The sequence below is a fragment of the Methylotenera sp. E1MeOHC1 genome (genome assembly GCF_058745595.1).
Genome location: NZ_CP196025.1, coordinates 1,201,765 through 1,227,004, shown reverse-complemented (window position 1 = coordinate 1,227,004; position 25,240 = coordinate 1,201,765). Strand labels below are relative to the sequence as shown.

Annotated in this window: 8 protein-coding genes and 3 tRNA genes; 9 read left to right on the top strand and 2 right to left on the bottom strand. The window is 49.5% G+C overall.

The genetic code is table 11. From position 1 onward, the window contains the following. From pgsA to ACSSU7_RS05475, 8 genes are all read left to right on the top strand, one after another. Positions 1-597, top strand: a complete 597-nt coding sequence (gene pgsA, locus ACSSU7_RS05510) for a CDP-diacylglycerol--glycerol-3-phosphate 3-phosphatidyltransferase (RefSeq protein ID WP_492517705.1) — start codon at positions 1-3, stop codon at positions 595-597. Positions 598-671: 74 nt separating this feature from the next. After that, positions 672-747: transfer RNA gene (locus tag ACSSU7_RS05505), tRNA-Gly, on the top strand. A 114-nt stretch (positions 748-861) separates the two neighbouring features. After that, positions 862-935: transfer RNA gene (locus tag ACSSU7_RS05500), tRNA-Cys, on the top strand. Positions 936-957: 22 nt separating this feature from the next. Then, positions 958-1,033: transfer RNA gene (locus ACSSU7_RS05495), tRNA-Gly, on the top strand. A gap of 165 nt (positions 1,034-1,198) precedes the next feature. Beyond that, entirely contained in the window at positions 1,199-1,408 is a 210-nt protein-coding gene (locus tag ACSSU7_RS05490) for a (2Fe-2S)-binding protein (RefSeq protein ID WP_492517704.1), read from the top strand. A gap of 238 nt (positions 1,409-1,646) precedes the next feature. Then, positions 1,647-3,800 carry a type I secretion system permease/ATPase gene (locus tag ACSSU7_RS05485; protein ID WP_492517703.1) on the top strand — a complete coding sequence of 718 codons (2,154 nt, stop codon included), beginning with the start codon at positions 1,647-1,649 and terminating at the stop codon, positions 3,798-3,800. Next, a complete protein-coding gene (locus ACSSU7_RS05480) occupies positions 3,797-5,209 on the top strand; it encodes an HlyD family type I secretion periplasmic adaptor subunit (RefSeq protein ID WP_492517702.1) in 1,413 nt (470 codons plus the stop codon). Before ACSSU7_RS05485 ends, ACSSU7_RS05480 begins: the two co-directional genes overlap by 4 nt. After that, complete coding sequence (locus tag ACSSU7_RS05475; protein ID WP_492517701.1) at positions 5,210-5,842, top strand: response regulator transcription factor; 633 nt, start codon at positions 5,210-5,212, stop codon at positions 5,840-5,842. It begins immediately after the preceding gene. 119 nt (positions 5,843-5,961) lie between these two features. On the opposite strand, the gene ACSSU7_RS05470 is transcribed toward ACSSU7_RS05475, so the two are convergent. Together ACSSU7_RS05470 and ACSSU7_RS05465 are read right to left on the bottom strand one after the other, a co-directional pair. Then, the gene (locus tag ACSSU7_RS05470) at positions 5,962-7,878 is read right to left on the bottom strand and encodes a bifunctional diguanylate cyclase/phosphodiesterase (protein WP_492517700.1); all 1,917 of its coding nucleotides are present in this window, start codon (positions 7,876-7,878) and stop codon (positions 5,962-5,964) included. A 20-nt stretch (positions 7,879-7,898) separates the two neighbouring features. After that, positions 7,899-8,597 (bottom strand): transglutaminase-like cysteine peptidase, encoded by a 699-nt coding sequence (locus ACSSU7_RS05465; protein WP_492517699.1) that lies wholly within the window; start codon positions 8,595-8,597, stop codon positions 7,899-7,901. A 200-nt stretch (positions 8,598-8,797) separates the two neighbouring features. On the opposite strand from ACSSU7_RS05465, the gene ACSSU7_RS05460 reads away from it, so the two are divergent. Continuing rightward, the gene (locus ACSSU7_RS05460; protein ID WP_492517698.1) at positions 8,798-24,997 is read left to right on the top strand and encodes an Ig-like domain-containing protein; all 16,200 of its coding nucleotides are present in this window, start codon (positions 8,798-8,800) and stop codon (positions 24,995-24,997) included. The last annotated feature ends 243 nt before the right edge of the window (positions 24,998-25,240 follow it).

Here is a 25,240-nt window from a genome sequence, read left to right as displayed (position 1 = left end):
ATGATTTGCAATATTCCAACCATGCTGACATGGCTACGTATCTTACTGATACCAGTATTTGTGGTTATTTTCTATTTGCCAACCAATCCACACGCTTTTGGGGCTATCCCTGCACATTGGGTCAATTTAACTGCGACTGCCATTTTTGCCGTGGCTGCATTTACCGATTGGCTGGATGGCTACTTAGCACGCAAACTTAACCAAACTTCATCATTTGGTGCTTTCTTAGACCCGGTCGCTGATAAGTTGATGGTGGCTGCTGCGCTAATTGTATTGGTTGAATTTGAGCGTGTAGGCGCGGTGGTGGCATTGATTATTATTGGCCGTGAAATAGCCATTAGCGCATTGCGTGAGTGGATGGCGGGCGAAGGGCAGCGCAGTAGCGTAGGTGTTGCCATGATAGGTAAGGTGAAAACAGCAGTGCAAATGGTGGCAATTTTATTTTTATTGTATTGGGACAGTGTAGAGATTGCGAACGTGGGTACATTCCCCACAAAATTATTTGGACAGGTGTTAATCGTGATTGCGGCATTTTTGACATTGCTATCAATGGCTTATTATTTACGTGCCGCGATGCCGAAAATTAAGCGCAAATAATTTAATAAAAAATGCGCATCTAGTACTTGACGATATCTTCAAACCCTCTATAATGGCGCCTGTCTTAACGACACGCGGGAATAGCTCAGCTGGTAGAGCGCAACCTTGCCAAGGTTGAGGTCGCGAGTTCGAGCCTCGTTTCCCGCTCCAAATAATAAACGGCGAATGCATAATAGCTTCGCCGTTTTAGTTTTAAAAAGTATGGTTTTTGGTTTTATAATCAATCATAAATACTTTATGATGTATAGTAATAATGCTAGAAATGGCGCGATAGCAAAGCGGTTATGCCGCGGCCTGCAAAGCCGTTTAGGCCGGTTCGACTCCGGCTCGCGCCTCCAGTGTTTTTAGCATAGATTTATCGCGGGAATAGCTCAGCTGGTAGAGCGCAACCTTGCCAAGGTTGAGGTCGCGAGTTCGAGCCTCGTTTCCCGCTCCATCTGCAAAACGGCGAATACAGTTATGTATTCGCCGTTTTTGTTTTTACGCGTGTGAATTTAAGTCTGAATCAGAAAATCCATCTTCACTCCACGTCGTCTCAGCGTTAAACTGCCTAGTGTTACAATATGAAGCAATCAACAAAATTTTGAGTCTATATTCATCCATGAATACACCGAATGATAGCGCTGCTGATGAGGTTATGTGCCAATGCAGTGGCACCACGCGCGGCGAACTGCAAAAGTACTTTGAGCGGGGTATGGATATGGAAGCAATCTCGCAATGGACTGGCGCGCTTTCTGGCTGCGGTGGTTGCGAGTGGGATGTTGCTGACTTTCTGAAAGAATTAGCTGAGCAACAAAAAAATCGTGTGTGACCTCCAGTTGGCTCACTCTAGTTTTAGGTTGAGTAACATTACTGATATATCCTAAAAACTTGTATTAACGAAATTCACACGGTTGTTTGTTGTCAACCATCCGAATGGATAGGTGCGTATTCCTCTAGAAATTAATAATATTTAACATTATTTCTATTGTAGTGAGCGCTTAATACTTAGTACGATACGTAGATTCGTAGCATAATGTAATCAAAATTGATTCTAAGAAAGTGAATTCATGCGCCAGGATGATGTGAGCCAGTTAGCTAGTGAAGGTGTTGTTGATACATTGCTAGAGAGTCTACTCTTGGTTTGCCGCTTGCATGGTGTAGCTACTTCACGCGATGCACTGGCTGCAGGTTTACCGCTACGTGATGGAAAAATGACGCCAGCATTAGTGAAGCGCTCTGCAAGCCGCGTGCATTTGGCCACTACTATTTTAAAAAAATCATTGGATAAAACCAAGCAAGAATTTTTACCGGCTATTTTGCTGTTAAAGGATGATGAAGCTTGCGTGGTGACCAATGTAAATCTTGAGAGCAAGTCCGCAGGTGTTATTTTCCCCGAGCTAGGTGACGCTGAGGTTGCCGTGCCCCTAGATGAGCTAATGGCCAGAAGCGCGGGCTATTTTATTGTCGCTAAACTCAGGTTTACTTTTGATCAGCGTGCGCCTAGTGTTGGCAAGGTCACCGTACGACATTGGTTTTGGGGCTCTCTGGCGGAGAATAGCCGTATTTACCGAGATATCATGGTGGCTGCATTTGTGGTTAATATGTTTGCATTAGCCATGCCGCTGTTCACCATGAATGTTTATGATCGTGTGTTGCCTAACCGCGCCACAGAAACCCTGTGGGTGATGGCGCTTGGTATCTCACTGATATTTATCGGTGATCTGGTGCTGCGTACCATGCGCGGTTATTTTCTGGATTGGGCCAGTACCAGAATCGACATTAAGCTTACCGCACGTATTATGGAGCAGGTGTTGGGCATTCGTTTAGAGCAGCGACCAAATTCTGTAGGGTCTTTTGCTTCTAATTTGCGCTCGTTTGAAACTGTGCGCGATTTCATTACTTCTGCCACCATTACCACCCTGATTGATATTCCGTTTGGTTTGATCTTTATCGGGGTGATGGCTTGGATTTCTTGGCCGATGATCATTCCTGTCCTGCTAGGTGCAGTGGTGATTCTTATTTACTCATTTAGCGTGCAAACCAAAATGCATGATTTATCTGAAACAATGTACCGTGCTAGCGCCACCAGAAACGCCACCTTAATTGAGAGCTTGGTGGGCTTGGAGACAGTGAAGGCTTTAGGGATTGAAGGGCAGATGCAGCGTAAATGGGAGCACAGTGCGCATTTCTTAACGGAGGTTTCTAGCAAGTTACGTTTGCTGTCGTCATCTATTAATAATGGTGCTGCAACTATGCAGCAATTAATCACCGTCAGTTTGGTGATTCTTGGCGTTTATCTAGTGATTAATGGCGAGCTGACTATGGGTGGCTTGATTGCTTCTACCATGCTTGCTTCACGCGCATTAGTACCGATTGCGCAAACTGCAGGTTTGTTAACGCAGTACCATAATGCGGCAACCTCGCTCAACTCTCTTGATGAAATTATGCAAAGACCGGTAGAGCGTCCTGCCGATAGTACTTTTTTATCCAGGCCCGTATTTAATGGCGATATTGAGTTTAGAGAGGTTTCCTTTAGCTACCCAGGTGCTGAAAGCAATGCACTTACTAAGGTTTCTTTCAAAATTAAAGCGGGTGAGCATGTGGCAATTCTTGGGCGCATGGGCTCCGGCAAATCGACTATACACAAATTGATTCTTGGCTTATACCAGCCCACAGAGGGTGCTGTGTTGATTGATGGCATCGACGCGCGTCAAATTGATCCGGCAGAATTACGACGTAGTATTGGTTATGTGCAGCAAGATACGCAATTGTTTTATGGTTCTATGCGTGACAACATAACGATTTCGGCACCGCATGTGGATGATGCTGCCGTCATTGCTGTAGCACAGATTGGTGGGATTGATGAGTTTGTAAACTCGCATCCTAAAGGCTTTGATATGCTAATTGGTGAGCGTGGCGAAACTTTGTCTGGCGGACAGCGGCAGGGGGTAGGGGTGGCTCGTGCCTTTATTAACAAGCCGGCAATATTGTTATTGGATGAGCCTACCAGTGCCATGGATCATTCCGGCGAAGACGCGATTAAGACACGCTTGGCTGAAAGTACCCAAAACAAGACTTTATTGTTAATCTCGCACCGTTCATCACTTTATGCGTTAGTGAATCGTATCATCGTGATTGATTCCGGGCGAGTGGTGGCTGATGGGGCCAAAGAACAAGTGACTGACGCATTAAGAAACGGCAAGATTGGTAAAGCGCTATGAGTGAAGACTTGTTTAAAAAATTAGGGACGATTAATCATTTCCTTAAAAGCCAAACTTGGCTGACCAAGCCTATTTACTACTTTTTGGATAAATGGACGCCGACTGAAACCAAAGAAGATTTACCTTGGCACGAAGAGGCTGATTTGGTGATTTTGGAGCAAACGCCAGTGAGGGCTAGGCTGCTTCTGTATACGATTGCGGCGTTGATGCTGCTGTTGATGTTATGGGCTTTCTTTGCTCGGGTAGACGAGGTAGTGCGTGGTGATGGCCGTGTGATTCCATCTAAGCAAGTGCAGGTGATTCAATCACTAGATGGCGGGATAGTTTCAGAGATATTGGTGAGTGAAGGTGAGTCAGTCGCGGTAGGTGCGCCATTGATTCGTATTGATGAAACACGTGCGGTATCCTCACTGCGCGAGAATCAATCTCAGTATCTAGCATATTTAGCGAAGCAGTATAGGCTGAGAGCATTGGCAGAAGGTACAAGCTTTAACCCGCCTGACGAGGTGAAGAAGCAGGTACCTGAGACCTACGACCAAGAATATGCGCTGTATAACTCCAGCAAAGAAGAGTTGACGTCTGCGATTGCCATTGCGCGTGATCAGATGGTGCAGCGCGAAAAAGAGTTGCTTGAAGTGCAGTTTCGCAAAGAAATTGCTGAAAAGAACTATGAGTCTTCTAAACGCGAGCTTGCAGCAAACAAGCCTTTGTTAGCCAGCGGTGCCGTGTCTGAGATTGATATTTTAAAGCTGGAGCGAGAAACGAATAAAGCAAAAGGTGATATTGACCAAGCGCGTGCCCAGATCAGCCGAATTGAGAGCTCGATTGGTGAGGCGAGGCGCAAGGTTTCTGAAGTGCAGCAGACCTTTCAAAGCAAGGTGCGTACGGAATTAAATGATATTACGGCACGTTTGAATAGTGTCTCTGAGGTCAGTGTTTCACTTAAAGATAAAGTAAATCAATCCACGCTGAAATCTCCGGTTAACGGTAAAGTAAGTCGGCTCTTTTTCAATACCGTAGGCGGGGTGATTCAGCCAGGTAAAGAGGTGTTGGAGGTGGTGCCGACGGATGATGCTTTAATCTTGGAGACTAAAATACAGATTAAAGACATTGCTTTTATTAGCCTGTTACAGCCGGCCGTAGTCAAGTTGACTGCTTACGACTACACGATTTATGGTGCATTAGAGGCGGTAGTGGAAAATATTTCACCGGATTCTATTGTGGATGAAAAAGGTAATGCCTACTATATTGTACGCGTGCGTACGCTTAAATCTAATCTTGGTAAGGGGCTGCCGATTATTCCGGGGATGGTGGCGCAAGTTGATATTATGACTGGTAAAAAAACCATACTTTCTTATTTGTTAAAACCAGTTTTAAAAGCAAAATCATACGCTTTCAGTGAGAGATAGATGCGGGATATATTTGTTAGTAATTTATCTGAACGCATTAGTCATTGGGTTGATGCATTTCCAGAGTCAAAAATCATTACGGACTTTGTGCAGAGCATTCAAAAGTTAGATGCTGCCACAGTTGATTGTGATGGATTGCTATTTTGGTTACATGTGAATGAAGAAAAGCCGGATCGGTTAAGTCACATGATTACCAATCTTATCAATCAATTTTCATCCGCAAAGATTGTGGTATTGGCCAATACACCGAATCAAGCCGATTGCTTTGCTGCATTAAGTGCTGGGGCAGTGGGCTATGCGCATGCTTATTCACCGCCTGCGATGTTAAAGGAAATCAAGACTGTTATTGGTCATGGTGGTTTATGGTTGGGACAGGAGTTGTTGCTACGTTTGATTGAAACCTCTACGAAATTGGCTGGCAATCAGCCGGCTTACGTAAGTGGCTTGCTAGCCCAATTGACCAGCCGTGAACGAGAGGTAGCGGTTGAGGTGGCAAAAGGCTTGAGTAATAAAGAGGTGGCAAAGCTGCTGAATATTACAGAGCGCACCGTTAAAGCACATTTGGCTGCAACTTTTGAACGCTTAGGTGCTAAAGACCGATTGCAGCTAGCGTTAATGCTCAATACACACTAGCTGGCACCAAGTTTTGCGCTGTTAGTTTTAATCGTACCTAGCATCGCGAACTTATGCATCAGGCTTAACCTGAGTTTAGCCTAACCCTAGCGTTGCTCTAACCTCGGACTGGCTTTAATTCAGAGCGAAATACCTGGGCCTGTCATTCCATCAATACCCAGTAGCTTCAGTGCATTAATTTCATCGTTGTTTTGTACGCCTTCGGCAATGGCGATTACGCCAATCGAATGTGCAATCATGCAGAGGCCTCTTAGTAGCGTTTTATTAGCTTCATTTTTATTAATATCGCGAATCACCGACGCATCAATTTTAATGTAGTCTAAACCAATATCATGTAGCTCACCCAAGCGTGAGATGCGTGTGCCTACATGTTCTATACCCACTTTGCAGCCCAGCGCTTTTACTGCGATGCAGAATTTTCTGAACTCTGGTAAATGATCAAAAGCGCTTTGTTCAGGTACCTCAAAATATAGCTTATCTGCAATCTGAATTTGCTGCTTAATGCTAGTCATTGCCGCATCAATAAAGGCTGGGTTGCAAATGGCGCTGGCTGAGATGTTGAGCCCGATAGGCATGGCGCCATTGGCTAGCGAATTAACCGCTGTTTGTAATACAAGTTCATCTACCCGATTAATTAAATCTAACTTGTCTGCCCATGTGATGAACTCCCCTGCGCAGAACCACTTTCCATCGCTGGCAAGCTGTAACCTGACGGGTGATTCGTAGTGGATTAAGTCACCCATTTGATTAACCACAGCGTAGCTTTCTAGCTTGATTCTTTTGTTATCCAGTGCTGAAGTGAGTAGGTTTTTCCACTCTTGCAAATTGTGGTCCTGATATTGATTCAGTTCACCGGAATTGATGACATGTAAATTGTTGCTAGCTTCGGTGCCGATGTCATCCAGTACGTGATGTACCGAGTTTATGATGTGTTCCGCACTGTCAGATTTGGTGATCCGTGCTGAGATGGTGAGAAAGTTGACCAAGATATCTTGGCCTGTAATATGGCTTACTTTTTCAAATACACTGTTGATGCTAGTGCCAAGGCTGTAGCAATCTGCGGGCTGGTTTGAGAACACTGAAAAATCAGCACCGCTTAGTCGGCTGGCAGATAACGTGGTGTTTTGCTCACATAAGTGCTGTAATGCATCCGCAATCGTTTTTAGCAGTTGATTGGTTTCTTTGTAACCCAATTTCTGGTCAATTTCTGCAATGTTCAGTATTCTGGTAATTACCATCACACCTTCATTGAAGTATTCTTCGTGGCTGATGCTGGCGTTGACTTTTTTAACAAAGTAATCATGGTTCATTAAGCCTGTTACATGGTCAAAGTTGTTATCAAATCTTAGTTCTTCTAACCTTGCGGACTCTTCTGTGACGGTCTTTTTTACGCGGTTGGAGAGGGTGTTCATGGCGTTGACTACAGACTTAAACTCTTTAGTTTTTGGTACATTAATCATAATGAACCGGCTTTCACCGATTGCCTGCGCTTGGTCTACTACATCGTCAAGCGGCTTTAGGATTTTTTTAAGTAACTGGCCACCTAAGTAGCAGCTAATTAAGCCGATTAGCAGCACCCACAGTGCAATTTGTATAGTTGAATCCCATAGTTTGTTGTAGGCAAAAGTGGTGTTACTTTCTAGTTTTAATGTGCCAAACTGTGCCCAGCCTTCTTGGATATCAGCGATGCCTGGTTCTACTTGTAGTGGGATAGCATTGATAAACCACTGTGGTGCGTGGGTTTTTAGGTTTTTATTCACGCGCTCGCTTAGTGGCTTGCCATTAGCATCCAGTAGCGCAATGTATTGATAGTAGCCAGAGTCAAACTGTGCGGAAAGTAGCAGGTCCAGCGTGACGGGGTCTTTGGGTAGCTGGGTCATCGATAGCGCGAGGGTGACTGCGTTATCGTTATTTTTCATCTGTAGCTGCTTTTCTAGATATTGTTTGCTAGATAAAGTGCTTAAGATAAAGCTGCCGCTAGACGCTAAGGCTAAAATTAAAATAATGGCTAACCACAATTGTTTAATTAGTGACATAAGTTCATCCTTACTTTCATTTATTCAATTCCATCTGCGCGCATGCGTGCTAGTACATCTCGCCATCTTGATAGGTTGGATTGGGAGTCTGATTTTGGTTTTGCGCTATTGCCAACCCACAGCCCCTTATCGTTAAAGCTAAATACCGGTGATAAGTCTTTTCTGCTTGATGCTGGAGATATCTGCGGTATCAGATTATCTAAAATGAGGGGTTCTGATTGCGGTGTCGCATAGTAGCTCAGCACCATATGTGCCTTGACAACTTTTCTATTATTTTCTAAAAGCTCAGCTCTAACGTAGGTGAGTCTTAGTTTGTCATTGGGGATGTTAACTGCTTTTAGAAACATATATTTAGCAATGCTAAAGTCTTCGCAGTCGCCTGCATGCAAACCTAAAGACTCAAGCGGTGTTGCCCAGTAATCCGATTGTCCCCATACGTAGGCGTCGTCTGCAAACATGACTTTTTGGTTAAAAAAGTTATTAATTTGGGAGAGCTTTTCGGCTTCGCTTGCGTTTTTGAGTGTAATGGTGAGTTGTTGCAGCTCTAAGAAATCATTAGCAGCCTCATCCCCATATTTTTGCTTTGCTAGGGAGGCAAGTTTGTTGAAGTCGTAACCTTCAGCTGCGATGTAGCTAAAAAACAATGACAAAAACATCATCACAGCGATGCATAGTTGCAACCTCAGTGTGCCTAATGTTTTGTTAGTGATACCAGCCACGCATGCTCCAAAATTTAATGTCGTAACGACATTGGTTTTTAGGCATCATACCCTAACTGACTTGGATTTTTACACTTGCTGAACTAGCAGGTCTTTGTATTGGCCATTAGTACAATATGTTTTAGCTAACTTAAGGTGTTTAATGCTAAACAGCTCATAAAAGTTTAACGGCAACATCTAATATTTCTTAGGATATTAACATGGCATTAATCGGCAAAATCATTGCAATGACAGGTACTGCGTCATTAATTTCAAATAACGGCAACCAACGTGATTTGAGATTAGGCGATAACATTCAGACTGCAGATACGATTAAAACAGGTATTGGTGTTGAGGTAGACTTGCAATTGGCGAATGGTCAGGTCATTCACATTGCTGCTGAGCAGTTAGTGGCATTTGATGATGCGATGCTTAATACCTACGTGGCAGATGCCACAGATAGTGCAATTAATGTAGCTACTATTGATACTGTGATTAAAGCAGTTGAAGAAGGTAAAGATATTAATGAGGTTTTAGAAGAGACGGCCGCTGGTGTGGGTGTTAGTGAGGAAGGGTTTGGATTTGTAGATTTATTAAGGATTACTGAAAGTGTTACACCAATAAGTTTTGAGTTTGAAAGTGCTGGTCGCGTGGATGTTGAATTTACGACTCCTAATTCTGTGCTTTACGCTCAATTTGCAATCGGTAGTGTAAATGGTAGTGGAGGTGCTGGCACGATTGATGAAAGTGTTAAAGTCGCAAAATTTACCGATAATTTTGTTAATGGCGTCAGTTACACCACATCTTCAGGTCTGAGTGGGCTTACAGGTGATACTGGTATTGCTGGTCAGTTTAACTATAGAGTAGGCGATACAGTCACTTTCAAAATTGGCAATATCGTTGTTGGGCAATTCAGTGCAGATGCTATTCATGGGGATATATTATTCCTGCAAGATATTGCTGGTACTTCGCTATCTGATGCTAACAGTATGTATGTGGAAAATATGGCAATTCTTCTGCAGGCGTTGGATGCTGGCTTGCAGGACTCCAACCCAATTGACGGGGTTTTGCGTACCAATGACATAGTAAATAGTACAGGCAGTTTTGCCGATAATATCAATATCTCTCAATCCATTCGGGATTTATTTGCTACCTATATCAATCTGAATATGGCGACATCTGACAAGGTGGAACTGTCAAGAGCTCTGGCTTTTGCGAATGTTGAGTTTACGGCAGATAGTGAAAGGGATGCCAGCGGTAACAATGTTTTTGAAACAGTGGCGATGCAGCACGTTGTTGATACCATCCAAGATTTGGCTGGCAATCGCACTCCTACTGAATTCGAGTCGAGGCAGGCTGATCAGTTGGAGATCCCGGGTGGGGTCATTAAATATAATTTTAATGAAGCGAACGGTACTATTACATTTAATGCCGCCGATTTGCTTGCAGGAGCAATAGGACATCAAAGTAAAGTAGAAAACTTAATAGTGAGTCAAGTGAGGTTGGCTGCAGGTTCAGCTGGCGTAGGTGAGTTGGTTGATAATGGAGATAAAACCTATACTCTTAATCTTAACGCAGGCATTACTCCATATGATATTGAGAACCTAAAGGTTGATTACCGCGTAGAGGACTGGACGGTTTTCCGTGACGTAACATCTAGCACGCTAGATACCTATAAATCACATCTGTCCGCTGACATTGCAGATGTGCCTGAAGATGCTGGTTATACGGAGTTCACGATCAAGAGCACATTAGCTTTTGATGTAGATCAGCAACTTACAGTTAAATTTTCGCCGGAAGATGGGCTCGGTATTGCCGAATATTCTGACGACTTCAATGTGCCAATTCTGTATTCCAATGACGGTGGTGCGACTTGGCAGGAAATGCAGGTTATTGGTAATTACACGCGAGATGATTATGACAAACCGTTACCGCTGTTTGCCTTCAATCTGAGTGCTAATAACCAAGAAGTCATTATACGGATTCCGATTTTTGATGATCCCTACAACGAAGTAGGTGTGAGCGGTAGAGAAGTTACGCACAATGGTATTCTGCAGGGTGTTGAGTTAATTGACATGCTGGTCGAAGGTGATAACTTCTATACGGAAAGGTTACAGCCGGGAATTATTGATAATGATCCTAGTAGCACCAAGCCGATCGTTGAGATTAACTTTGCGATAGTGAGCGAAGAGGACGGAGAGGCTGTGCTTACCGTGTATCTGGTAGACGCAGATATGAATCGGATCACTTTTGCGGAGGACGTGACTGTTTGGTACGAAACAGCAGATTTGAGTGCAACCGCAGGACTAGACTATACGCCGATAGTCAACGCATCAATTGTAATTCCAGCAGGTCAGAACAGTGTCCAGATTAGAGTGCCAATTATTGATGATACATTGGTGGAAAACATCGAATTTTTGAAGGTGAACCTTACTGATGTTTCTCCCAATGCTGTGTTGGGAGATCCAGAAGCATCGATTCGTATTTATGATAATGATGGGATCCGGATCCAGGGGCAAATTAACCCGGAAGGGAGTGACGTTGTTTTCGCGGTTACGCTAAACGACATCGATCCTGATGCGGTACTGAAATTGCTTCCGACCAGTTCTGGTGCTACTGCTACAGCGTTTGCGGATTTCGATCCGAGTACGTTAAAGGCATATTACATAGATGCCTTGGGTAATGAAGTATTGTTGGTTCAGGCTCCGAACGAGGGCTTTGTCTTGCCGGGTGGCGTTACCCAATTCTTTGTGAGCTATAAGAGCGTTGAGGATGCCAATTTCGAGCCGAACGAAACTGTACGCGTTCAAGTCTCGGCGACACTTCCCGACGGGACGGCAAGATTTGGTCTGGGGACTGCCACCATCGTTGACAACAATGGTGTGACCATCACCTTAACGCCTAACGTGACAGCAGATGACATCATCAATGCTGGCGAAGCGGCCGGTAACATCAACATCACCGGCACGGTAGGCGGCGACGCCAAAGTGAACGACGTGGTCACCCTGGTGATCAACGGCAACACTTATACCGGCCTAGTACAAGCAGGTTTAACCTTCAGCATCCCAGTGGCAGGCGCAGACCTCGTGGCCGACCCTGACAAAACCATCGACGCCTCAGTGAGCACCACCGATGCCGCTGGCAACACCGCGACTGCGAGCGACACTGAAGGCTACAGCGTCGACACCAACAGCCCAAGCGTGGTGGTCAACATCGTTGACGCCAACCTCAACGTGGCAGACACCGTATCTAACGTCAGCTTCACCTTCAGCCAAGCGCCGGTAGGCTTCACGCTGACTGACATCAGCAGCACAGGCGGCGTCGTCACTAACCTGGTCGCCACCGCAGACCCATTAGTATTTACCGCCACCTTTACTGCCAATGCAGGCTTCGAAGGCACCGGCACCGTGACTGTAGCTGCAGGCAGCTACACCAACGCAGCCGGCAACGCTGGCACCGCCGGCTCTGACAATGTGGGTATCGACACCGCAGCGCCAGTACCGACCATCACCTTAACGCCTAACGTGACAGCAGATGACATCATCAATGCTGGCGAAGCGGCCGGTAACATCAACATCACCGGCACGGTAGGCGGCGACGCCAAAGTGAACGACGTGGTCACCCTGGTGATCAACGGCAACACTTATACCGGCCTAGTACAAGCAGGTTTAACCTTCAGCATCCCAGTGGCAGGCGCAGACCTCGTGGCCGACCCTGACAAAACCATCGACGCCTCAGTGAGCACCACCGATGCCGCTGGCAACACCGCGACTGCGAGCGACACTGAAGGCTACAGCGTCGACACCAACAGCCCAAGCGTGGTGGTCAACATCGTTGACGCCAACCTCAACGTGGCAGACACCGTATCTAACGTCAGCTTCACCTTCAGCCAAGCGCCGGTAGGCTTCACGCTGACTGACATCAGCAGCACAGGCGGCGTCGTCACTAACCTGGTCGCCACCGCAGACCCATTAGTATTTACCGCCACCTTTACTGCCAATGCAGGCTTCGAAGGCACCGGCACCGTGACTGTAGCTGCAGGCAGCTACACCAACGCAGCCGGCAACGCTGGCACCGCCGGCTCTGACAATGTGGGTATCGACACCGCAGCGCCAGTACCGACCATCACCTTAACGCCTAACGTGACAGCAGATGACATCATCAATGCTGGCGAAGCGGCCGGTAACATCAACATCACCGGCACGGTAGGCGGCGACGCCAAAGTGAACGACGTGGTCACCCTGGTGATCAACGGCAACACTTATACCGGCCTAGTACAAGCAGGTTTAACCTTCAGCATCCCAGTGGCAGGCGCAGACCTCGTGGCCGACCCTGACAAAACCATCGACGCCTCAGTGAGCACCACCGATGCCGCTGGCAACACCGCGACTGCGAGCGACACTGAAGGCTACAGCGTCGACACCAACAGCCCAAGCGTGGTGGTCAACATCGTTGACGCCAACCTCAACGTGGCAGACACCGTATCTAACGTCAGCTTCACCTTCAGCCAAGCGCCGGTAGGCTTCACGCTGACTGACATCAGCAGCACAGGCGGCGTCGTCACTAACCTGGTCGCCACCGCAGACCCATTAGTATTTACCGCCACCTTTACTGCCAATGCAGGCTTCGAAGGCACCGGCACCGTGACTGTAGCTGCAGGCAGCTACACCAACGCAGCCGGCAACGCTGGCACCGCCGGCTCTGACAATGTGGGTATCGACACCGCAGCGCCAGTACCGACCATCACCTTAACGCCTAACGTGACAGCAGATGACATCATCAATGCTGGCGAAGCGGCCGGTAACATCAACATCACCGGCACGGTAGGCGGCGACGCCAAAGTGAACGACGTGGTCACCCTGGTGATCAACGGCAACACTTATACCGGCCTAGTACAAGCAGGTTTAACCTTCAGCATCCCAGTGGCAGGCGCAGACCTCGTGGCCGACCCTGACAAAACCATCGACGCCTCAGTGAGCACCACCGATGCCGCTGGCAACACCGCGACTGCGAGCGACACTGAAGGCTACAGCGTCGACACCAACAGCCCAAGCGTGGTGGTCAACATCGTTGACGCCAACCTCAACGTGGCAGACACCGTATCTAACGTCAGCTTCACCTTCAGCCAAGCGCCGGTAGGCTTCACGCTGACTGACATCAGCAGCACAGGCGGCGTCGTCACTAACCTGGTCGCCACCGCAGACCCATTAGTATTTACCGCCACCTTTACTGCCAATGCAGGCTTCGAAGGCACCGGCACCGTGACTGTAGCTGCAGGCAGCTACACCAACGCAGCCGGCAACGCTGGCACCGCCGGCTCTGACAATGTGGGTATCGACACCGCAGCGCCAGTACCGACCATCACCTTAACGCCTAACGTGACAGCAGATGACATCATCAATGCTGGCGAAGCGGCCGGTAACATCAACATCACCGGCACGGTAGGCGGCGACGCCAAAGTGAACGACGTGGTCACCCTGGTGATCAACGGCAACACTTATACCGGCCTAGTACAAGCAGGTTTAACCTTCAGCATCCCAGTGGCAGGCGCAGACCTCGTGGCCGACCCTGACAAAACCATCGACGCCTCAGTGAGCACCACCGATGCCGCTGGCAACACCGCGACTGCGAGCGACACTGAAGGCTACAGCGTCGACACCAACAGCCCAAGCGTGGTGGTCAACATCGTTGACGCCAACCTCAACGTGGCAGACACCGTATCTAACGTCAGCTTCACCTTCAGCCAAGCGCCGGTAGGCTTCACGCTGACTGACATCAGCAGCACAGGCGGCGTCGTCACTAACCTGGTCGCCACCGCAGACCCATTAGTATTTACCGCCACCTTTACTGCCAATGCAGGCTTCGAAGGCACCGGCACCGTGACTGTAGCTGCAGGCAGCTACACCAACGCAGCCGGCAACGCTGGCACCGCCGGCTCTGACAATGTGGGTATCGACACCGCAGCGCCAGTACCGACCATCACCTTAACGCCTAACGTGACAGCAGATGACATCATCAATGCTGGCGAAGCGGCCGGTAACATCAACATCACCGGCACGGTAGGCGGCGACGCCAAAGTGAACGACGTGGTCACCCTGGTGATCAACGGCAACACTTATACCGGCCTAGTACAAGCAGGTTTAACCTTCAGCATCCCAGTGGCAGGCGCAGACCTCGTGGCCGACCCTGACAAAACCATCGACGCCTCAGTGAGCACCACCGATGCCGCTGGCAACACCGCGACTGCGAGCGACACTGAAGGCTACAGCGTCGACACCAACAGCCCAAGCGTGGTGGTCAACATCGTTGACGCCAACCTCAACGTGGCAGACACCGTATCTAACGTCAGCTTCACCTTCAGCCAAGCGCCGGTAGGCTTCACGCTGACTGACATCAGCAGCACAGGCGGCGTCGTCACTAACCTGGTCGCCACCGCAGACCCATTAGTATTTACCGCCACCTTTACTGCCAATGCAGGCTTCGAAGGCACCGGCACCGTGACTGTAGCTGCAGGCAGCTACACCAACGCAGCCGGCAACGCTGGCACCGCCGGCTCTGACAATGTGGGTATCGACACCGCAGCGCCAGTACCGACCATCACCTTAACGCCTAACGTGACAGCAGATGACATCATCAATGCTGGCGAAGCGGCCGGTAACATCAACATCACCGGCACGGTAGGCGGCGACGCCAAAGTGAACGACGTGGTCACCCTGGTGATCAACGGCAACACTTATACCGGCCTAGTACAAGCAGGTTTAACCTTCAGCATCCCAGTGGCAGGCGCAGACCTCGTGGCCGACCCTGACAAAACCATCGACGCCTCAGTGAGCACCACCGATGCCGCTGGCAACACCGCGACTGCGAGCGACACTGAAGGCTACAGCGTCGACACCAACAGCCCAAGCGTGGTGGTCAACATCGTTGACGCCAACCTCAACGTGGCAGACACCGTATCTAACGTCAGCTTCACCTTCAGCCAAGCGCCGGTAGGCTTCACGCTGACTGACATCAGCAGCACAGGCGGCGTCGTCACTAACCTGGTCGCCACCGCAGACCCATTAGTATTTACCGCCACCTTTACTGCCAATGCAGGCTTCGAAGGCACCGGCACCGTGACTGTAGCTGCAGGCAGCTACACCAACGCAGCCGGCAACGCTGGCACCGCCGGCTCTGACAATGTGGGTATCGACACCGCAGCGCCAGTACCGACCATCACCTTAACGCCTAACGTGACAGCAGATGACATCATCAATGCTGGCGAAGCGGCCGGTAACATCAACATCACCGGCACGGTAGGCGGCGACGCCAAAGTGAACGACGTGGTCACCCTGGTGATCAACGGCAACACTTATACCGGCCTAGTACAAGCAGGTTTAACCTTCAGCATCCCAGTGGCAGGCGCAGACCTCGTGGCCGACCCTGACAAAACCATCGACGCCTCAGTGAGCACCACCGATGCCGCTGGCAACACCGCGACTGCGAGCGACACTGAAGGCTACAGCGTCGACACCAACAGCCCAAGCGTGGTGGTCAACATCGTTGACGCCAACCTCAACGTGGCAGACACCGTATCTAACGTCAGCTTCACCTTCAGCCAAGCGCCGGTAGGCTTCACGCTGACTGACATCAGCAGCACAGGCGGCGTCGTCACTAACCTGGTCGCCACCGCAGACCCATTAGTATTTACCGCCACCTTTACTGCCAATGCAGGCTTCGAAGGCACCGGCACCGTGACTGTAGCTGCAGGCAGCTACACCAACGCAGCCGGCAACGCTGGCACCGCCGGCTCTGACAATGTGGGTATCGACACCGCAGCGCCAGTACCGACCATCACCTTAACGCCTAACGTGACAGCAGATGACATCATCAATGCTGGCGAAGCGGCCGGTAACATCAACATCACCGGCACGGTAGGCGGCGACGCCAAAGTGAACGACGTGGTCACCCTGGTGATCAACGGCAACACTTATACCGGCCTAGTACAAGCAGGTTTAACCTTCAGCATCCCAGTGGCAGGCGCAGACCTCGTGGCCGACCCTGACAAAACCATCGACGCCTCAGTGAGCACCACCGATGCCGCTGGCAACACCGCGACTGCGAGCGACACTGAAGGCTACAGCGTCGACACCAACAGCCCAAGCGTGGTGGTCAACATCGTTGACGCCAACCTCAACGTGGCAGACACCGTATCTAACGTCAGCTTCACCTTCAGCCAAGCGCCGGTAGGCTTCACGCTGACTGACATCAGCAGCACAGGCGGCGTCGTCACTAACCTGGTCGCCACCGCAGACCCATTAGTATTTACCGCCACCTTTACTGCCAATGCAGGCTTCGAAGGCACCGGCACCGTGACTGTAGCTGCAGGCAGCTACACCAACGCAGCCGGCAACGCTGGCACCGCCGGCTCTGACAATGTGGGTATCGACACCGCAGCGCCAGTACCGACCATCACCTTAACGCCTAACGTGACAGCAGATGACATCATCAATGCTGGCGAAGCGGCCGGTAACATCAACATCACCGGCACGGTAGGCGGCGACGCCAAAGTGAACGACGTGGTCACCCTGGTGATCAACGGCAACACTTATACCGGCCTAGTACAAGCAGGTTTAACCTTCAGCATCCCAGTGGCAGGCGCAGACCTCGTGGCCGACCCTGACAAAACCATCGACGCCTCAGTGAGCACCACCGATGCCGCTGGCAACACCGCGACTGCGAGCGACACTGAAGGCTACAGCGTCGACACCAACAGCCCAAGCGTGGTGGTCAACATCGTTGACGCCAACCTCAACGTGGCAGACACCGTATCTAACGTCAGCTTCACCTTCAGCCAAGCGCCGGTAGGCTTCACGCTGACTGACATCAGCAGCACAGGCGGCGTCGTCACTAACCTGGTCGCCACCGCAGACCCATTAGTATTTACCGCCACCTTTACTGCCAATGCAGGCTTCGAAGGCACCGGCACCGTGACTGTAGCTGCAGGCAGCTACACCAACGCAGCCGGCAACGCTGGCACCGCCGGCTCTGACAATGTGGGTATCGACACCGCAGCGCCAGTACCGACCATCACCTTAACGCCTAACGTGACAGCAGATGACATCATCAATGCTGGCGAAGCGGCCGGTAACATCAACATCACCGGCACGGTAGGCGGCGACGCCAAAGTGAACGACGTGGTCACCCTGGTGATCAACGGCAACACTTATACCGGCCTAGTACAAGCAGGTTTAACCTTCAGCATCCCAGTGGCAGGCGCAGACCTCGTGGCCGACCCTGACAAAACCATCGACGCCTCAGTGAGCACCACCGATGCCGCTGGCAACACCGCGACTGCGAGCGACACTGAAGGCTACAGCGTCGACACCAACAGCCCAAGCGTGGTGGTCAACATCGTTGACGCCAACCTCAACGTGGCAGACACCGTATCTAACGTCAGCTTCACCTTCAGCCAAGCGCCGGTAGGCTTCACGCTGACTGACATCAGCAGCACAGGCGGCGTCGTCACTAACCTGGTCGCCACCGCAGACCCATTAGTATTTACCGCCACCTTTACTGCCAATGCAGGCTTCGAAGGCACCGGCACCGTGACTGTAGCTGCAGGCAGCTACACCAACGCAGCCGGCAACGCTGGCACCGCCGGCTCTGACAATGTGGGTATCGACACCGCAGCGCCAGTACCGACCATCACCTTAACGCCTAACGTGACAGCAGATGACATCATCAATGCTGGCGAAGCGGCCGGTAACATCAACATCACCGGCACGGTAGGCGGCGACGCCAAAGTGAACGACGTGGTCACCCTGGTGATCAACGGCAACACTTATACCGGCCTAGTACAAGCAGGTTTAACCTTCAGCATCCCAGTGGCAGGCGCAGACCTCGTGGCCGACCCTGACAAAACCATCGACGCCTCAGTGAGCACCACCGATGCCGCTGGCAACACCGCGACTGCGAGCGACACTGAAGGCTACAGCGTCGACACCAACAGCCCAAGCGTGGTGGTCAACATCGTTGACGCCAACCTCAACGTGGCAGACACCGTATCTAACGTCAGCTTCACCTTCAGCCAAGCGCCGGTAGGCTTCACGCTGACTGACATCAGCAGCACAGGCGGCGTCGTCACTAACCTGGTCGCCACCGCAGACCCATTAGTATTTACCGCCACCTTTACTGCCAATGCAGGCTTCGAAGGCACCGGCACCGTGACTGTAGCTGCAGGCAGCTACACCAACGCAGCCGGCAACGCTGGCACCGCCGGCTCTGACAATGTGGGTATCGACACCGCAGCGCCAGTACCGACCATCACCTTAACGCCTAACGTGACAGCAGATGACATCATCAATGCTGGCGAAGCGGCCGGTAACATCAACATCACCGGCACGGTAGGCGGCGACGCCAAAGTGAACGACGTGGTCACCCTGGTGATCAACGGCAACACTTATACCGGCCTAGTACAAGCAGGTTTAACCTTCAGCATCCCAGTGGCAGGCGCAGACCTCGTGGCCGACCCTGACAAAACCATCGACGCCTCAGTGAGCACCACCGATGCCGCTGGCAACACCGCGACTGCGAGCGACACTGAAGGCTACAGCGTCGACACCAACAGCCCAAGCGTGGTGGTCAACATCGTTGACGCCAACCTCAACGTGGCAGACACCGTATCTAACGTCAGCTTCACCTTCAGCCAAGCGCCGGTAGGCTTCACGCTGACTGACATCAGCAGCACAGGCGGCGTCGTCACTAACCTGGTCGCCACCGCAGACCCATTAGTATTTACCGCCACCTTTACTGCCAATGCAGGCTTCGAAGGCACCGGCACCGTGACTGTAGCTGCAGGCAGCTACACCAACGCAGCCGGCAACGCTGGCACCGCCGGCTCTGACAATGTGGGTATCGACACCGCAGCGCCAGTACCGACCATCACCTTAACGCCTAACGTGACAGCAGATGACATCATCAATGCTGGCGAAGCGGCCGGTAACATCAACATCACCGGCACGGTAGGCGGCGACGCCAAAGTGAACGACGTGGTCACCCTGGTGATCAACGGCAACACTTATACCGGCCTAGTACAAGCAGGTTTAACCTTCAGCATCCCAGTGGCAGGCGCAGACCTCGTGGCCGACCCTGACAAAACCATCGACGCCTCAGTGAGCACCACCGATGCCGCTGGCAACACCGCGACTGCGAGCGACACTGAAGGCTACAGCGTAGATAACACACTGCCTACAATTGCCAACCAAAGCTTTTCTTATGCAGAAAATCGCGCTGCTGGCGCAACGGTGGCAACCGTGGTGGCCTCTGACAACGTAGGTGTAACAGGCTATAGTTTCACCGCAACTGGCAGCAACTTAAGTGCTGACGGTTTCTACCAAATCAGCAACGCTGGCGTTGTGACGCTGACTGCCGCGGGCACTGCATCTGGCGTTAACGACTTTGAACAAGGCACCAATACTGGCAACTACGGCATTACGGTGCGTGATGCTGCTGGCAACAGCCGTAACGCTACCATCACGCTTAATGAGACTGATCTGGACGACACCTCACCTGTGGTGGCCAACCAAACCTTCTCTTATGCAGAAAACCGCGCTGCTGGTGCTACGGTTGCGACCGTGGTCGCTTCCGACAACGTCGGTGTTACTGGCTACAGCTTTAGCTCGACTGGCACCAACACCAGTGCTGATGGCTACTACCAAATCAGCAACGCTGGCGTGGTCACCCTGACTGCCGCGGGCGCTGCATCTGGCGTTAACGACTTCGAACAAGGCACCAACACTGGCAACTATGGTATTACAGTACGTGACGCTGCAGGCAACAGCCGTAACGCCACCATCACGCTTAACGAGACTAATGTCAATGAACCTGTTGTAGCGGTTAGTGATACATATACGATGAATGAAGATGGTGCAGCCATCACACTAACACCGTTGGCTAATGACACTGATCCGGATGGCACAACGCCAACAATCCAAAGTATCAATGGCACTGCACTCACGCCGGGTGTAGCACAGTTGATTGCAGTGACCGGCGGAGCTGTGAATGTAAGCGTTACAGGCGTCATTACTTTCACGCCTACGGCGAATTTTAATGGCACGGTAAGCTTCCCGTATGTGATTACCGATGGTATCAACACCGCAACAGCGAATCAGGTGATTACTGTTAATCCGCTAGATGATCCAAGCGTACTGGTTGCAGATACTAATACTGTGAATGAAGATAATCCAGCAACTGGCAACGTGCTCAGCAACGACACTGACGTAGATAATGCACTTACTGTAAGCAGCTTTACGATTGCTGGTGTGAACGGCAGCTTTGCAGCAGGTCAAATCGCCACTATCAGCGGTGTGGGCACTCTGACTATTGCCGCAAACGGTAATTATATCTTTACTCCGGTACCAAATTACAACGGTAACGTACCAGTTGCGACCTACATCGTGAACACTGGAAGCAGCAGTACGCTCAGTATCACCGTCACGCCGGTCAATGATGCGCCTGTAGGTGTTGCGGATGTATTTAACGGCGCGAATAGTGTGGTGGAAGGGGCAACGGTTGTTCGTGGCAATATTCTTGCCAATGACACTGATGTTGATTCAGCTACACTGACGGTTGCTCAGTTTGCTACGAATAGTGGCGCTACTGCAACTAGCGCCAATGGTACAAACTCAATTACTACAGCCTTAGGCGGCACGGTTGTGATGAATGCAAATGGCACATTTACTTATACTGCACCAGTACGTAACCATGCAGATGCCATCTCCGATGTAGATAGTTTTGTGTACCGCACTTCTGATGGTAGTCTGACTTCTAATTGGACGACAGTAAGCCTGAATGTTACAGATTCTGCACCAGTGGCAAATATAGACACAGATAGTGTTGGTGTAGGTTTACGTAACCCTACAACGAATAATGCTGCTAGCGTGACAGGTAACGTGATTACTGGCGCAGGTGATACCGGAGGCGCTGATACGCTTGGTGCTGATACTGCACGTGTATCTAGCATTGTATTTAATGGTACAACTTATAGTCTGAATGCGGGCAATACCAGTATCGTTACCAGCAATGGTACCTTACTCATCAATGAAACTGGCAGTTACACTTACACCTCTAGTTATCAGAATAAAGTGGTGCCAGTATCGCCAAGCAATACAGCAAGTACTGTTGCAAACTGGAATAGTGCTGGTATTAGTGCGTTTGGTTTTGATGGTAGCTCGCCACTGACAAATAGTAACAATACGCTTACATTAAGTGCGTTGACCGCTGCTGCATCCAACATCGTGCGACTTAGTGATAACTCAAATAGTAATAATGACGGTATTGGAGTGGAAACTACGTTGTCTGGAAGTGCATCAAATCAAAGCAATATTTCTCGTATTGAAAATGGTGAACATTTAGTGCTTAACCTAGGTATGTTAAGCCGTAATACAAATATCACATTGACAGATTTGACTGCGAGCGAAACTGCACAGTGGCGAGCCTATGATGCTAGCGGCGCGCTGGTGGCATCTGGTACCATTACAGGTAACAGCACTAGCATCGCAACTAATACAATCACCAGTACGGTTGCTTTTCAGTACATAGTACTTTCTGGATCAAGCTCTGCTAATTTCCGTGTAAATGGCTTAACTGCAACGCCTGATCTCACTGTCGTTACACCAGATCAATTTACCTATACGCTAACAGATGCTGACGGTAGCACTTCAACCACAACGTTAACGGTCAGCACCAACGGTAATCCAACTGCTGTTGCCGATAGTGCAACTGTGTACGAGTCTGGCTTGTCGACAGGAACACAAGCTGGTGTGCTAGCCACAACAGCAAGTGGTAACTTGCTTGTGAATGATGCAGGTATCAGCACCACCACCACAATCACTAGCATTAATGGTGTAACGCCTACTAGCGGCACTATTACTGTTACCAATGCTACTGGTACTCTGGTGGTGAATGCCAGCACTGGTGCGTACACTTACACGCTAAGTGCTGCTACAACAGAGGGTGTTAACGATAAGCCTACCTTTAGCTATGTGCTTACAGATAGTGTTACGGGTCAAACCACCAATGCTAACCTGACAGTCAATGTTGTTGATGATGTGCCAGTGGGCGGCAATATTACGCAAACACTACAGGCGGCAACATCAGCGCTTACCTTTAACGTGGTGATTGTGTTAGACCGCTCTGGTAGTATGGCGCAAGATGCTAATGGCTTATGGTCTAATCAATCTGGTTATGATGCAAGTACTAACCGTCTGGAAATTGCTAAAGAGGCGATTGCACAGTTAATTGCGCGTTATGATGGCTTGGGTAACGTCAACGTTAAGATTGTTAGCTTCTCGTCTGATGCGGTGGAAAGCGAATGGTACATTGATAACGTTACTGGCGCGGTGCGATATGTAGACAATGTTCAAGCAGGCGGCGGTACGCAATATTCAACTGCGCTCAATGAAACCATGTCTGGATTTACACAGCCAGTTGCAGACAAAACATTGTTCTACTTCATTACGGATGGTCAGCCAAATGCAGGTTATGAAGTTGACACAACTTTACAAACACAGTGGCAAAACTTTGTTGCCGCCAATGGCAATATCTCCTTTGGTATTGGTATCGGTACTGCTGCATTGAGCTCACTCACTCCAATTGCCTACCCTAATGTGGATGCTGATGGCAATGGTACTGAAGACTATGCAATTCGTGTCGATAACCCGGCTGATCTTGCTGATACTCTATTGTCTACGGTGGACGGCGGTGTTGTGGTCGGCAGCCTCTCTGTGCTATCAGGTAGCGGCACTAGTGGTTTCCTACTGGGCGCTGATGGCGGCAGGTTGAATAGTGTGGTCGTTGATGGCGTCACCTATGCTTACAGTGCGAGCGGTCCAAGTACTATCACTATTGGGACTAACAAAGGTGGTGAGTTAACTGTAAATTACCTGACAGGGGAGTATAGCTATCACTTGTTGCTCAATAAAACAGTACAAAATGAGCAAGAGTCATTCTTTGTTACCGCGGTTGATGGGGATGGTGATACGAAGAGTATCAATCTCAATATTAATCTAAATTACGTTGCCAATTTAGATCCTAACGCTGATACGATTTTGACGAACGTGGTTACGGGCTCACCAATTAGCGTTTCTGCAGCGGCGTTACTTCATAATGATAGCTTGCGTGGCACAGGCGCGATTACTAGCACGCAGAATGCCGTTAATGGCACGGTAAGCGGTACAAACACCGTGCAATTTACCGCCAATGCTGTTGCGGCAAAAACGATCCAAGTCGTTACAGAAGCGTCTTTTGACTCTACATCGCAAACGCAAAATAGTACCCGAGAGAATGCTGTCGATTTAACCGATCGCAGTAAATTTGGTACCGTAGTTTCTGGAACACCAACTTGGGCGGTAGATGTGGCAGGTGGCAGCTCTATCGTGTTTAGTGGCTTGCTCGATAATAGTGGTAGCGGCACGCGTGATGTAGATTACGTTAAAGTGAAAATGTATGCCGGCGAGCGTGTGTTTATTGACGTTGATAGTCAAACGCAAGGGGTGAATGCATTTGTAGAATACTTTGATGCAAATGGTGTATTGCAGACATTTACCGTAGGCACTACTGGCTCAGGTACTACCTTGGCGCCAAATGGCTATTTTACCGCGCCTGAGTCTGGTGAGTACTTTATTCGTATGCAAACAGTAGGTACCACAGACACGAGCTATAACTTAGTCTTAACCTTGACTGATATCGTTGGCCCAATGTCAGAAAGCGGTAGTTTTGAGTATACGGTTACCGAAAGCGGTGTTGCTAGCTCAGCATCAGCCACTGTTTACAATGTGGTGGGTAATACCATTACTGGTGGCGACGGTGATGAAATCCTCATTGGTGGCAATACTAACGATACCTTGATTGGCGGCGCCGGTAACGATGTGCTACTTGGCGGTGCTGGCAACGATACATTGTTGGGCGGTAGCGGAGCAGATCGTCTTGAAGGTGGTTCAGGTAATGACATCTTAAATGGTGGTACTGGCAACGATACTTTAATTGGTGGTACTGGTAGCGACACCTTGACGGGTGGTTTAGGTGCCGATGTATTTAAATGGTCACTTGCGGATGTGAGTGCGCCTGGTACACCGGTTACTGATGTGATTACCGACTTCGACACAACAGCGAATGGCGATAAATTAGATTTACGCGATTTATTGCAAGGTGAAATTGGTGATGGTGTTGGTGCTAACTTACAGAACTATCTACATTTTGAAAAAGTGGGTACTGATACAGTCGTACATATCAGTAGCAATGGTAGTTTCAATAATGGCTACAACCCAGCCGCTGAAGTGCAAACGATTACCCTACAGAATGTTGATTTGGTTGGTTCTTATACAAATGACCAGCAAGTGATTCAGAATCTGATAGATAATCAAAAATTAATCACGGATTAATCATTCGATAACACCAGCATTAATTTTAACTGCTTCAACCTAAGACCTTTAGTGACATCATGTCACTAAAGGTCTTTTTATTTTTTAAGCAGAATTTGTCGGAATATCATCATGTTTATTTCTTTCTAATAAAGTCTGGCATGATTAAAAATCATTTAATGTGTCAAAAAGCAGACACTTTTTTGTCATAGCTCAAGTTGTTGAGACGTAATATTCAGCTACTTGTTATCATTAAAAATGGCT

What these genes read in the sequence shown, in the direction of transcription:
- ACSSU7_RS05475 (WP_492517701.1), top strand. Translation starts at nt 5,210, where the DNA reads ATGCGGGATATATTTGTTAGTAATTTATCTGAACGCATTAGTCATTGG.
- ACSSU7_RS05485 (WP_492517703.1), top strand. Translation starts at nt 1,647, where the DNA reads ATGCGCCAGGATGATGTGAGCCAGTTAGCTAGTGAAGGTGTTGTTGAT.
- ACSSU7_RS05470 (WP_492517700.1), bottom strand. Translation starts at nt 7,878, where the DNA reads ATGTCACTAATTAAACAATTGTGGTTAGCCATTATTTTAATTTTAGCC.
- ACSSU7_RS05490 (WP_492517704.1), top strand. Translation starts at nt 1,199, where the DNA reads ATGAATACACCGAATGATAGCGCTGCTGATGAGGTTATGTGCCAATGC.
- pgsA (WP_492517705.1), top strand. Translation starts at nt 1, where the DNA reads ATGATTTGCAATATTCCAACCATGCTGACATGGCTACGTATCTTACTG.
- ACSSU7_RS05460 (WP_492517698.1), top strand. Translation starts at nt 8,798, where the DNA reads ATGGCATTAATCGGCAAAATCATTGCAATGACAGGTACTGCGTCATTA.
- ACSSU7_RS05480 (WP_492517702.1), top strand. Translation starts at nt 3,797, where the DNA reads ATGAGTGAAGACTTGTTTAAAAAATTAGGGACGATTAATCATTTCCTT.